At 41.1% G+C, this 15434-nt stretch carries 1 protein-coding gene; it reads left to right on the forward strand.

Annotated features, from left to right (window positions below):
* Window positions 1–247 precede the first annotated feature (247 nt).
* Window positions 248–15286, forward strand: a complete 15039-nt coding sequence (locus H5S41_RS11670) for an MBG domain-containing protein (protein WP_182603437.1) — start codon at window positions 248–250, stop codon at window positions 15284–15286.
* Window positions 15287–15434 lie beyond the last annotated feature (148 nt).

The raw sequence follows: 15434 nt of genomic DNA on the forward strand, positions 1-15434 counted from the left end.
GGTTAGTTAAATTTTCTGAATTAATAATAGCCAGCTTTTTATCAGATGAATAGCTCAATCTGTGACAAATATTCTTTATAAAAATAGGATTTTGCGGGTTAGCAACATAAATCAGCTTTGCATTCGCTTACAAGAAATAGTTTGATCATTCTATTAATTGAAAGTGAAACTTACTAACCTAAAATGAGTTATAATTATAAGTATGTTTATAACAGTGAAATATTAATTATTTAGAGAGGGAGATTTTATGAGCAAAAACGATCGATTGAGGAAGGTGAACTCAGAGAACCGCAATTATAAATTGTATAAGGCGAAAAAACAGTGGGTGACTGCTTGTGCTACTTTTATGTTGGCATTTGGAGCAACAGCAGTTATCAACGCGAGTGCGGATGCCAAGCCGGCCTTAAATGAACCGGAAGAAGTGGCGGCCTCAGCAACGAAAACGCCTGCTCAAACGGGGGACAATCTTCAAAATAATTCTACGACAACTGCTGACAAGGCTACCCTAAATTCTGCACCAACATCGCAGAAATCAGCTGATGTTGTTTCAACTGATGATACAGCAGCTGCTAAAACAAAGGTAGCAACTGATAAAGAATCAACAAACAGCGGTAATTCTGTTAACCAGCCTGTTTCATCAGATAAAGATAAAAGTCAGCAAGATAGTACTACTTTGGCCATCAATCAAAATGGTAAGTCTAGTAATGCTCAGCAATTAGCTGCAAGTAAGGCTGAAACTAATATCGCTCCGGCTCCATATACTTTTGATAATGGGGCAACAGTAGTAGCAGGCAGTAATATGGCTGAAATAGATCCAGCTGATTTATTAGAAAATGGTGCTGCCTTAGAAAAAGCCGGTGCCAAAATTACTTGGAATGTGTTACCAGAAAATCCTACACAAGAGGGTTCGCAAAACGGTACAGAATACTCAGGTAGTGTTACGGTCACATATGCTGATGGCACGAAGGTTAATGTGAATGTTAGCTTCATAGCTGAGCCACAAGTGCAGCTTGCTCCAAACAAGTTTTACTATGTTAGTCATGTAGGCGATAACGTTGATCCAATCACTACGCCTGATGCTAACGGAAATACGATTTTTAATTTTGATGATCCTAACCATAGTGTTACTTCCGGTAGGAGTATTGGTGTTATAGGGCCTAACATTGACGTTAAGTTACTCACGCCACTTGATACCAGCACAATTGGTATTCACTGGGCAGAATTTCAATTTACTGATCAAAACGTGTGGACTAACGCCAATACGGGTGAGCCTTTTAAAATCCCAGGAACGTCCTATACTGTTAAGCTTCCATATGTTGTGAATACAATTCCATTGAGAACTGATATTCCAGTAGATAGTGCAGGCAACCCGGTAATCAATGCTCAGTTAGCAGATAATGGGCAGGTTGCATTTATGAATATAAATTCAGCTGGTCAGATTACTGATAATACTAGTACTTTGGGACAATACTTCTATCAAGACTATGCCTTGGCATATGCTTTGGGGATTGCTACTAATGTGACCGACTGGACGCCAACTGCTGCAGAAGGTACAAAGACTAACTCATTTAAGTTTACTTTGCAAAATTTACCAGATGCACCAGCTCAAACAGTGCAAGTAAACTATGTTGCTACGCCTAAGCCAGATACTATTTATATTTATAATCAAGGTAAGGCTGGTTATCGAGTTAACCGGATTCTTAATCAAAACGAAGTTAATAACCAAATCACTAGTGGGTTAGAAAAAGATTCAATTGATATAAATGTTGGCGATCAAGTTTACCACCCAACAAGTTTGCAATCATCTGATGCGGATATGGATGGGAACATCTTTTCCGGTAAATATAAAGGCACGATGACCATTAATTATAGTGGTGGTTATAACAAAGCTGGACAGCCAATTATTTTCACAAATAATACAGTGAACGGTCTCAGCGGTACAAGCGATTTCATTAGCCAGTTAGGGCATTGGTATCAAGTAACAAATAATGCTAACCCAGCAAACATAAGTCAGGCACAGACGGCAGTTCAATGGACTAACGTTCCGTATCATGCAGTTGCTTTAGCGCCAACTACTTCGAAGGATGCTGAAGAACCAATTGCTATTAATACGCCATATACTGGAGCAACAGAAGTAGATATCAGTGCAGGTCCGATAACTTTTGGTGTAGGAAGCGGGGAAACTTCACTAAGTACTTTAGTTAAGAACCCAGCTTGGATAACAGGTTGGTCTGGAGTAAGTCACCCTAACCCGATACTAGATAACAACACCACCTGGCCTAAGGGCACTACGTTTGAATGGCTAGGCAGCGATGGTAGTGCCACCTTAGTTTTAGATAAGGCTGGTGAAAAGAAGAGTGGCACCGTTAAGGTTATTCTTCCTAGTGGTTCATCATGCGAAGTGCCACTTACAATCGTTACTAAAGCTAATGTTGAAGTAAACAGCGAAACCGTTGACTACGGTACCACGTTAACAGCCGCTCAGCTGGTTAAAAATGCGGATGTTTTCCCAGAAGGAACCGTATTCAAATTTGTTAATAATGAGCCAACCTGGCAAATACCAGGTTCTTATAGTAATGTCCAGATTACTGCCACTTATAAGGATGCTGATGGCAAAGAGGTTGTTACTAGTCCAGGGACGGGTGCAGTTGCAATCAATGATGCTCGTGGTATCAATATTTTAATTGGTAGTACTGTGCCAAGTGCTGATGAAGTGCTCAATTTACCAAGTACTTGGCCAGCCCACACTGCTACATGGACTACCCCAATCAACAGTACTGCCACTAATCAGGGTGAAATTACTGTGCATTACACAGATAGTGGCCTTGATCAGATTATTAAAGTTTATGCTTCAGTAATTCCAAAGCAGAGTGCAGTTAATGGGCAAAACTTCTTTACTAACGGTAATCTCTATAATGGTCAAACTGGCAGTATTGCTAACGGTACGACTACCAGTACGGTTTTAACTTCAAACGGTACTAAGGAAGTTTCTTATAGTGCTTACAATAAGGGCGGCAATCCAGGACAACAAGCTACTTTCACTCAAGGAACTGATAGTTATCAGCCAAACTATATTATTTTCGGTTTGCAAACCAATGCTGATGGCTTAGTGAGTGGCACGCAAACTGCTACTATCCGTGTTACGGTTCCTGCCAATACTGTTGGTGCTAAGTATGATGCAGATGGTAAGTATTATTACTACGAACTGAATGCTAACGTTAATGTTGCGCAAAAAGTAACATTTGAATTTGTAGACCAATACAACAATAATGCGGTTGTTGGTCAAACTTATTCACAAGAATTTATTCCTGGTGTTCAAGCTAACCTTAACTTTAATATGACCATTCCAACTGATCCACAAGGCTATGGTTATGAATTAGCAAATGGTACTTCAATTCCAAGCCAATATACTTTGCCTGCACTTACGCAAACTCCAGCAGTTGTGCAAGTGCCAATCCACCAAAAGATGCACTTTAATATTAGATTCCATGATGAGGATTCAAATACTGATTTAGGGACGGTTGATGTATCTGGTGCACTTGCTGGAAATAGTGGTAACGATCCTAAGGTTGTACCACAATTAAAATTCCCAACAGGCGCTAACGCTGGGGACTACTATTCTGTTTCCACTTCTGGTGTTCCAGAAGGTGTTACATTAGCTGGTAGTTTTTGGACACCACTTACTAATCCTGACGCTACTTGGACAGTTCCAAACTATAAGTGGGAGACGACTGAGGCTGTTGAAAAGGCGTTAACAGGCGCAACGATGACGATTAATCTTAAGCACAAGATTAAGACTACTCAAGAGCAACAAACACGGACTGCAACGGTTAACTATGTTAAAGCCAAAGTTAATGCTGACGGTACCTACACCCAAGATGGTAGTGCAGCGCAATCAGCAGTTCTTGATATCTACTACAGTCGCAATAAGTATCAAGATCAGGTTACTAAGAATATAACTTATTCTCCATGGCTCTGGGATACTAACCAAGGTCAAAATGGTTATCATGTTGTATCTGGTAAGTGGACAAGCTTGCCAGCAAATTGGGGAGCAGTTGTGGCTGATGTGCCAACTATAGATGGTTATACCGCTGCTGTAATTACTGATAAGTCTGGTAAACCAGCAAACCAATTTGTTTACCCAACTTGGAATACTGCTGGTGCAAATGGTGATACGGATCCAACTCAAGCCTCACAAGCATATACTAAAGATGCTACTGCATATGAAGCTCAGCCAGTTCATACCGTTTTGTATATTCCTGTTGAGAATCATACAAGTACAGTAACTGCAAAATTTGTCATTGCTGGTGGTAATGAGAATGGGCAACAATTTGCACCTGATGCTCAAATACAAGTATTTTATGACCGAACAGGCACTTTAAATGTTGCCAACAATAAGATTACTTACGGTAATTGGGCCTTTGATCAAAATGCTGGTGATAAAGATACCCCTGGCTTCCACGTTATCTCTGGGAATTGGTCAGATGCAATTAAGAATGGAGCTGGAGGTGGCTTTAACGTTATTCCACCAGCTGGCGGTGATGATTATGTTGCAGTAACCAGTTCTATCCATCCTTATGTTGCCGGGATTTACTTTACTACGACGCAATTTGGCACTCCAGCAGGAACAACGTATCCGAATGCGACTGATAATACATGGTTCAATCGTAATGTATTAACAACATACTATGTTCCGACTTCAATGGTAACGAAAAAGGTAACTCGTGTAGTTAATATTACCGAACCAGGAGAAGCGACTCGAACTTTTTCTACTGAAACAGTTGTGCTAAATCGTCAAGTAAAGGTTAACAATGATGATACCGGCGTAGTCTTTGACGGGTTTGATGGAAGTGGCTGGAATACTCAAAGTTGGACGGCATTAACCAATTTACCAACTCATGATGGCTATACTATGTCAGCTACTAAAACAGTAAATGGTGTTACGACTCCACTTACACTGGTAAATGGCCAAATTCCAGCTGAAACAGTAACCGATACTACACAAAACACAACTATTAATATCACTTGGGGCGCTGTAGCTACAGCAACCTTAACAGGCAATGGCGAAAGCACATATAATGGTCAAGCGATTACTAATGGTGAACTTAATGCGGACTTGAAAGTAACAGTAACTGGACCTACTGCAAATGCAGGTACCTATACTTTGCAAAATGGGGACGTTGAATTTTCAACTGACGGCACAACTTGGTCAACAAACATGCCAATTAATGCAGGTAAATATCAAGTTCGTTTAACCACACAAGGTGAAAATGGCATCAAGAACAAGTTCGGCAACAATAGTATTGTCTGGACTAATGATGGGCAATCAACGATTACCAGCAGCGCAACTTACACAATTAACAAGCTTGCTAGTGCTGCAACAATGGCTAATGCGCAAGCTGGCAATTATGAAATGACCTACAATGGCGCAGCTCCAAGTGCAATTGATCCAGCTAAGTTCCAATTTACGGCTATTGTTAATGGTAAAAGCGTTGTCTTAGATGCAACGGGCTTGACCAGTAGCGACTTTGACTGGGCTGATGGTGCAGCTCCAGTAAACGTTGGTACTTACCAAGTTAAGTTAAACGCAACTGGTCTAGCACAACTGCAAAAGAATAATCCAAACTTTACTTTAACTAATGCTGGCGACGGGACTTTCACTATTAATCAAGCTAATGCTTCAGCTACACTTTCAGGTAGTGGCACGCGTCCGTACAATGGCAATGCTGTTAGCGTTGATGATTTAAATGTAAGTAATGATAATAACAACATTACTTTGACGCTGCACTATCCAAAAGACGGTAATAGTGATTACTCAACTACGGTTAAGTTAACGGCTAACGACTTTACTTGGAATACACCAAATGGTCAAGCTCCAGTGAATGCAAGTAGTCAGGCTTATACCATTACGATTAACTCAGCAGCTGTCCAAAAGATTATTGAAGATGCTGTTGGCGCTGGTCAAAACGGCGTAAGTAATGTGAAGTTTGCAAATGGTACAATCACGGGTACTGCAAACTACACGATTACGCCATTAAATACTGATGCTACATTGGCTAACATTAGTGAAGGCAATTACACTAAGGTCTATGACGCACAAGCTACTAACCAGATTGATCCGTCTAAATTCCAAGTTACTGTGATGGTTAATGGTAAGAAGGTAACGCTAAATACCCAATCGCTTACTGGTAACAGCTATGAATGGGTTGATGCTAACGGTAATGCGTTAACTGAAAATCCAAAGAATGTTGGTACTTATTACGTTAAATTAACTGATGCAGCATTTAATGTTCTCCAAGCTCAGAATCCAAACTTTACTTTGGCTAACACTGGCTTAGGCGTTTACACAATTACACCAGCTGAGGCAACTGGAACTTTAAGTGGTTCTAATAATAAGGTTTATGATGGATCTGCAATTAGCGATGCTCAACTTAACTCAAATGGTGAAATCAAAGTCAGCCTTAACTTCCCAGGTGTAAATGGTCAAACTTACACGTTAAAGCAAGGTGACTACACGATTAGTGGCAACGCAACGGATGCTGGTAAGTACATCGTCACTTTGACTCAATCAGGGATTACTAATGTTGAAAACTACATCAAGTCACTAGCTGGCAGTGGTCAAAACGATCAAAGCAATGTCCAATTCGCAAATAACGCAATTAGTGGACAAGCTAGCTTTGAAATTACTCCTTCAGCTAATGTAATTAGCGTCAGTGGTACGCAAACTGAAACTTACAAGGGCTCACCATATAACGTGGTCTACAATGCCGATGGAACTAATAGTGTTACGGTTTCAATTGCTAAAGCTGATGGCAACACTACTGGTGCATTGGCAAGTTTGATGAATGTAACCCTTGATTCAGGCGACTTTACAATTGTTAATGGTCCAGCTGTAAATGCTGGTAGCTATGAAGTTCAATTGACTGCTGACGGTTTAGCCAAGGTTCAACAAGCACTTGGTAATAATTACAGCATTAGTCTTGCAAACAGTACTGGCAATTTAGTCATTAATAAGTACAAAGCAAGTGCCGAATTTAGTGGTGATCCAGAATACACTTATACTGGTACTCCAGTAAGTAGTGATGATTACCTAGGCCAATACTCAATTAAATTGAATGAACCAAACAATCCAACTTACAAGCTAGTTGCTGGCGATATTGAATTCAATGTTAATGGTACTTGGACAACTAATGTGCCAGTGAATGTTGGTCAATACCAGGTTCGTTTATCGCAACAGGGCTGGAATAATATCAAGGCCATTAATAGCGCTAATGTTGAGTGGTCTGCTACTGCATCTGCGGGAACTGGTACTTATACTATTAATCAAGCTAAAGTTACTGCTGATCTTAGTGGTAACAATTCAATGATCTACAACGGCTCAGCTGCAACTACTGGTGATTTGTATACTAAGGGTTCAACAATTAAGGTTGCAATTAACGGCACTGGAATTGCTAACTTGCCAGCTACCTTTACTTTGAGCGATGGCGACTATACTTGGTCAACTGAAGATGGTAACGCACCTGTAAATGCTGGTAATTACACTATTAAGTTGACTGAGGCAGGGATTAACCATATCCAAGATCAAATTGACCAAGCTGTTGGTCAAGGGAACGTTGCTCTAACTACAACTGCTGATAAGGCAGGAACTGCTAGCTTTGAAATTAAACAAGCGGTAGCTTCAAATGTCCAATTATATGGTAATGAACAATCAACATATAATGGTCAAGCAGTTGTCTTTGATCCAACTAATAGTGAAACGGCTAAGAATTTTGGCTTCCACAATGTTGAAAACTTAACCCTTCCTACTTTGTCTACAAGTGACTTCACTTGGTACGATGCAAAGGGCAATGAAATTTCTGCGCCAACTAATGCAGGAACTTACTACTTGAAGTTGAATGCCGCTGGTGAACAGGCATTTGCTAAAGCCAATCCAAACTATACCTTTGAAGATAAGGGTAAGAGTACAATTAGCGGTCAAATTACCTACACTGTAAATCCGGCAGAACTAGTGATTGAAGTTGCTGGTAGCGCTTGGAAAGTATTTAACGACAAGAGTGCAGTAATTACGCAAGATCAAATTAATAAGGGCGATATTAAACTTGTTTGGGGCAATTCAGATACTGAGCCTACCGGTTTAGGTAAGTTCAATCTAACACCAGATGATCTTGAAGTAGTAGATTCTCAAGGTAACCCAGCGCTTCATGCTAATGCTGGTATTGGCACCGATGGGCAACCTATTAAGGGAACACCTTACATGGTTCGCTTAACTGCTAGTGGTCTTGAAAAGGTTAAGCAATTAACTGGTGCAAACAATTACGCAATTAGCCAATCAGCTAAGAGCGGGGAATACTTCATTTATGAACATAAGGCTGAATTAACCTTAACTGGTAATCAGACCACGGTTTATGGAACTGCAATGCCATTTGATCCAAGTGCATATAAGCTGGACTTTACTAATTGGTTGAATACAGATAAGCCGATTCCAAATCTTACTTGGAAAGACGGTAAGCTTCTAAATAATGGTAAAGATACCGGACTTACCTGGGATGCTGGTGACTTATATGTTGACGGTTACCCAGATGGGGGGGTACCAACTAATGTAGGAAATTATCGTGTCAAGATCTCTAAGCAATTGACTGATAAACTGCGTAAATTGTTCCCAGACTATGACTTCTCAGGTAATGTTGGTAAAACTACTACCACTGATAGCAATGGTATTCTTAGTGAAAAAGATGTGGTAGAGCCTAGTCATACCCCAGCTTCATATGTCATTACCCCAGCGCAAACAACAGTTACAATTAATGGTGCTGAACATATTAAATATGGCGAAAATGCAACTATTAATTATGGCGGTAATAACGGCTACTCAATTTCAATCACTGCTCCAGTGCATGATGGCGGCGTGAATAATGACGCTGAGCCAATTTACACCAATGTAACTTTAAGCGATGGCGATCTTGAATTTGTTAGTGAGCCAGGTAATGTTGGTCATTATCAAGTTAAGTTATCAGCACAAGGGTTGAAGAAGCTGCAAGATTTAACTGGTTCAAGTAACTATGACTGGAAGCAAGCAAGTAATGCACGAGCAAGTTTCTATGTCGATCAAATGCCAGTCACGATTACTGTATCAGGTCAATCAAGTGTTGATTATGGTAGTCAAGAATGGCTTAACGTAATTGGCAAGAATCCATCTGGTTATACTTTGACGATTACTACTGAAAATGGTACCAACTTAAGTTACACCGCTAAAGATGGCGACTTAGTATTTAACCAAACTCCAGGCAATGTCGGTACTTACCAAGTTGAATTATCTGCGCAAGGTTTAACTAACATCGAAAAGGCGCTTGGTACTAACTATGCATATCCTCAAGTAGCCGCTGATGTAACTACGAAAGGTACGCTTACGGTTAACCAAGGTGCAGTTACCGTTACTCTTAATGGTAGTGATGGTAGGACTTATGACGCTAAAGAGACTTTGCCAAATACCCTTGATTTAAGTAAATACGATGTTGCTTACTCAGCTCCTGTTTACTCAGCAAACGGTACAGTTCAAACTCTTACTTTGACGGCTGATGATTTACAAATTGTTGGTAATGCTATAAATGTTGGTACTTACCAAGTTGAATTATCACCAGCAGGTCAAGCAAAACTTGAACAGTTGACTGGTAACAATGGTGCTAACTACAAGTGGACATTTACTACTAAGGCTAATTACAATATTACGGCAGCAACTGCTACAGCTGAACTTAGCGGATCCAATGAAAAGACCTTTGATGGTTCAGCAGTAACTACAGTTGAAGTTAATAGCAATGGTCAAATCTTAGTTCACTTGACTTATCCAGGCTCTAACGCTCAAAGTACTTACACTTTACAAGATGGCGATTATACTTGGAATACAAGTGATGACAAGGCACCAGCTACAGTAGGTAACTACACAATTAGTTTGAATAAGGATGCTATCTTAGCTCACTTGCAAGAGGCTTTGAATAGTCAAGCAGGTAGTGGCAACGTAACAATTGCAGCAGATGATTTATCAGGACAAGCCAGCTTTAACATCACGCCAAAAGAAATTAGTAATGTCACTATTTCTGGCAGTGATCAAAGCAAGACTTACAATGGTCAAGCAGCTGATCTTGATGTCAGGGGCTTAACGATTTCAGCAAATGGGACGTTAACTGATACGCCATTAGTAAATCCAGGCATTGAGGCTAGTGACTTTGACTGGTACGATGCAGATGGCAATAAGCTTGATACTGCCCCAGTTAATGTGGGTACTTATGAAGCTCACTTGAAGGCAAGTACGTTAGCTGCATTACAAAAGGCAAATCCAAACTACATGTTTAGTTCAGTCAGTGGCGTAATCAACTACACGATTACTCCAGCGACGGCAACTGCAACAATTGGTGGTAGTGATAGCCGCACTTACAACGGTCAAACCACTTCAATTGCTGATGTAGTAAATAATGTAACTTGGGGTTCAACTGGTTTCGTTTCAGAACAAACCCTTAACACAGCTGGTATTACTGCCGATAGTTATGCTTGGTACACTAAGGATAGTGATGGCAACTACCGCGCAATGACTGGTAGTCCGGTTAACGCTGGTACTTACTACTTGAGATTGACCGACAATGCAATCAGTCAGCTTCAAAAGGATAATCCAAATTACAAGTTTGCTGATAATGCAATCGGTGGCGAGTATACTTACACAATCAATGTTGTTGCAGGTCAAGCAACGCTTAGTGGTCAAGCTTCTAAGACTTATGATGGTCAAGCGGTAACACCTGCCGAGGTAGATAGTACTAACGGCAATATCATTGTTCACTTTACTTTCCCAGGTTCAACTGCTCAAAGTATTTATACTTTGCAAGATGGTGATTACACTTGGGAAGATGGACAAGCACCAGTTAATGCTGGCACTTACACCTTGAAGTTAAGTGATCAAGGGTTGGCTCATTTACAAGCAGCAATTGATAAGTATGCAGGAAACGGCAACGTAACTCTTGATGCTAGTGGTCTTTCAGGTTCAGCTAAGTTCACGATTAAGCAAAAGACGCTTGATGTTACATTAGGTGACAATACTCGCGGTACAGACGGCAAGATTTATGATGGTCAACCAGCGACAATTAATACCCAAGATACTAATTTTGGCGTATTCACTGCTAATGGCCTAGTAAATGGTGAAGTCCTTAATACCGCCAACTTAACTAGTGACGACTATGAATGGGTAGATGCAGATGGTAATGCAGCCTCAGCACCAACTAATGCTGGAACTTACTATATTGCATTGAACAAGTCTGGTTTAGCAAAACTGCAAAGTAATAATCCAAACTATGCAATTTCTGAAAGTGGACAGTTCAAATATGTAATTAGTCCGGCACAAGCTAAAGTTGCAATTACTGGTAGTCAGGAAAGTACTGAAGCTAAGATTGATGGTGCAAACTTTAAAGTTAACGTTCCAAGCGGAATTACAGTTCCAGCAGGGATGGCTTATCAGTTTGCTTCTGGCACTACCCCAGATCAGTCAGGTGTTTACTTAATTAGCTTGACGCCAGACAGCTTAACTGCTCTTGAAAAAGCAAATCCAAACTATAAGTTGAATCTTTCTTCAACCGCTGAATTCACTTTAGACGCAACCTTGAAGATTGTGTTTGAAGATACCCAAGATGGTAATAAGCAGGTTGGTAAGACGATTACGGAGACTGGTGTTGCAGGTTCGACTATTGATAATCTGGGCTTAGCTGTTCCAGAAAATTATGAGCTGGCTCCAGACCAAACGCTACCAACGAGCTATACCTTCACTAAAGCTTTGAATCAAAACCTGTACATTAAGTTAGTTCATGAGATTTCAAAAATTAATCCGGTTGATCCAAGCACCAACCCAGATCCAACCAATGAAAACTGGTTCAAGGAAAATGGTTTGGTTAAGGACGTAACGAGAACGATTAATTACGAAGGTCTAAGCACTGAACAATTGGCTCAGATTCCAGCAGATCAAAAGCAACAAACTGTTGAATTTACGAGAACCGCAAAATACGATCTAGTCACTGGCAAGATTGTTGCGGATAGTGAAGGCCCATGGACAGCAGTTGATGGCAAAGCTACATTTGCTGGTTTTACTCCATTTACATTTGCTGGATATACTGCAAATCCGGGTGCTGTGCCAGAAGTTACGGTAACTGATAAGGATAGGGACAGGACAATCACTGTTACTTACACTGCTAACGAGCAACGAGTAAACATCAGGTTTGTTGATGATGACAAGGATGGCAGTCAAGTTGGTCCAACCATTACTGAAACTGGTGTGACTGATCAAACAATCAACATTACTAATGTTAAAATTCCAGCTCACTACGAATTAGCTGCTGGTCAAACGTTGCCAACTAGTTACACATTTAAGGCTGATGGAAATAACGATATTGTAATTCACTTGGTTGAAAAGACCGTCACTGTTAATCCAGTTGATCCAACTACCAACCCAGACCCTGCTAACCAAGATTGGTTCAAGGACAACGATTTGAGTAAGACTGTTAACCGGGTTATTGTTGACAATTTATCTAGTGGAGCTAAGACAACTACTCAGTCTGCAACGATCACTAGGACTGCAACTTACAATGAAGTTACTCGCAAGTTAACTAACTATGGCAATTGGACTACGGCTGCGTGGGATGCATATCAAGTTAATACGCCAGCTGGTTACACGGCTAAGATTATTCAAATTTCTGATGGACAAGATCAAGTTATTCAATCGATTCCTTCAGTAAACGTGACAGCATCTACGCAACCAGTACGCATTAGCATTACTTACACTGCCAATGCGCAAACCGGTAAGATTTCCTATGTTGATAGTGATGGTCAGGGAATCGGGCAAACTACTATCAACGGTAAAACTGGTGAGCCTGTAAAGGTAACGCCACAAGTACCAGCAGGCTGGAAGATAGTACCAGGTCAGGATATCCCGGCAACAGTTACAGCAACCGCTAACGGAATCCCAGCCGTAACTGTAAAAGTAGAACACAGTACAATTACGGTTACTCCGGATACACCAGAAAAGGACATTCCAAGCGGCAAAGTGCCAGGTGATCCAAGCAAGAATTACGAGAAGATGGAAAACTTAACGGCAAAGCCAACTCGTACGATTGTGGTAACTAGTCCAAGCGGTGAAAAGACAACCATAACCCAAGCAGTTAGCTTCACCAGAACGGCCACGTTTGATGAAGTAACTGGTGAGATTAGTTACAGTGATTGGACAAGCGCACAATCAGCAGAATGGTCTGCTTACACTGCGCCAGAAGTTGCTGGCTACACGGCAAGTCAAGCGGTAACCGCACAGCCTGTCACACCAACAACTAAGAATGAGACAGTAAATATTTCTTACGCAGCTAATACTCAAATTGGTAAGATTATTTACCGCGACTCAACTGGTAAAGAAATCGGGCAAACATCGTTAACTGCTAAGACGGGTGAAACCATTAAAATCACGCCAGTAGTACCAACTAATTGGCAAATTGCTCCAGGTCAGGACATTCCAACTGTTGTTACGGCAACTGCTAATGGAATCCCAGCGGTGGTTATCACTGTTGAACCACAAACAGAAACTGTTCAAGAGCATAAGACCGTTACGCGAACGATAATTGAACACTTACCAAGCGGTGATAAGAAGGTCGTTCAAACGGTTAAACTCACTGGAACAGGCACCAAGAACCTGGTAAATGGCAAAGTCACTGCTCTTAAATGGACCACGGGACAATTTGCCGCCTTTACTCCAGAAACGGTTCCAGGCTACACAACAAATATGAGTATTGTTCCGATCGAAAATATCACATTTGAGAGTGCCGATAGTACGGTTGAGATTACTTACTCCAAGATTCCGACACCGACTGATAGTCAACAAGTTATCCAGTATCAAGATGAGAACGAAACGATTATTAGTACGGAAACTATTAAGGGGCAAGCAGGGACAGAAGTTGCATTTAACCCGCAAATCCCAACTAATTGGCAAGCGGTTAATGCTGTTCCATCGACCATTAAGATTGCTGGTGGAACGACCGTTATCTTGATTAAGCCACAGGTAGAAGCGGTTCAGGAACATAAGACCGTTACCCGGACGATAATTGAACATTTGCCGAGCGGTAATAAGAAAGTTGTTCAGACAGTTGAACTTACCGGAGACGGCACCAAGAACCTGGTAACTGGTGAAGTATCTAATCTTAAGTGGAACAGTGGTAAGTTTGCGGCCTTTACACCAGAAACCGTTGCTGGCTATACTGCTAGTCCAGCGGTTATAGCGGTTGAGCCGGTGACAGTGGATACTAATAATCAAACTGTTGATGTTGCTTACACTGCTAATGAGCAGACTGGTAAAATCATTTACCGTGATCAAAATGGTAATGAAATTGGTCAAACCATTCTTACCGGTCGTACTGGAGAAACGATTGCGGTCACGCCAGATCTCCCAGCTGGATGGCAGCCAGTTACCGGACAAGATGTTCCAGCAACGGCTGTGGTAACAGCAAATGGAATTTCAACGATTAATATTACAGTTGAACATAAGACGATTGTTATTGTTCCTGGTCAAGAAGCGCCAACGGGACAAGTACCAGGGAACCCTGATACTACCTACGAGCATATGGACGCATTGACGAATGGGATTACGCGGACGATTAAGGTTGACAATCCGAACGGGCAACAACAAATTGTTACGCAAACCGTTGAATTTACTCGTACTGCAATCTTTGACGAGGTAACGGGACAAGTAACGTACAGTGCTTGGCAGCCAACCGGTGATACTAGCTGGCCAGCATATAAGGTGCCATCAGTGGTAGGTTATACTGCTGATTGCCAAGATATTCCGGCAGAAACTGTTGCACCAGGGATGAGTGATCAAAGTATTACAATTACGTATACAAAAGATGCTCAACCAGTAGAGCCAACAACGCCAACTCAGCCGGAGAAACCTAACCAGCCGAACAAGCCGGCCACGCCACCGCACAAACCATCGATGCCAGCTCAACCTGCTGTTCCGACGCCAGGTGAAAACTTGGTTAGTGGTAATAATCATGAAAAAGCAGTTGTACCTGATCAGGTAGTCAATGACCATATTGCAAATCGGCATTCGATTTCGACACAATTACAACAATCATCACAAATGAATAAGCAACGAGTTAAAAAGCTTCCGCAAACTGGTAACGCTACGAATAAAGCAGCAGTTACGCTTGGGTTCGCCTTTGCAACTTTGGCAAGCATCTTTGGCTTAGCCGGAATGAGAAGGAAGCGACGGACGAAGTAATTAACTTGTTAGTGATTAAAAGTCTGATTAATGGTTTTAATATCATTAATTGGGCTTTTTTATTTATTACATTATCGTTGTTAAAAGAATAATTATTATTGTAATTAATGATTTGAAAGATTTAATCAGTAAGGATAACAGTTTCGTC

Source organism: Limosilactobacillus albertensis (genome assembly GCF_014145555.1).
Classification (GTDB): Bacteria; Bacillota; Bacilli; order Lactobacillales; family Lactobacillaceae; genus Limosilactobacillus; species Limosilactobacillus albertensis.

Coding starts and splice junctions, on each gene's coding strand:
- H5S41_RS11670 (WP_182603437.1), top strand. CDS start 248: ATGAGCAAAAACGATCGATTGAGGAAGGTGAACTCAGAGAACCGCAAT.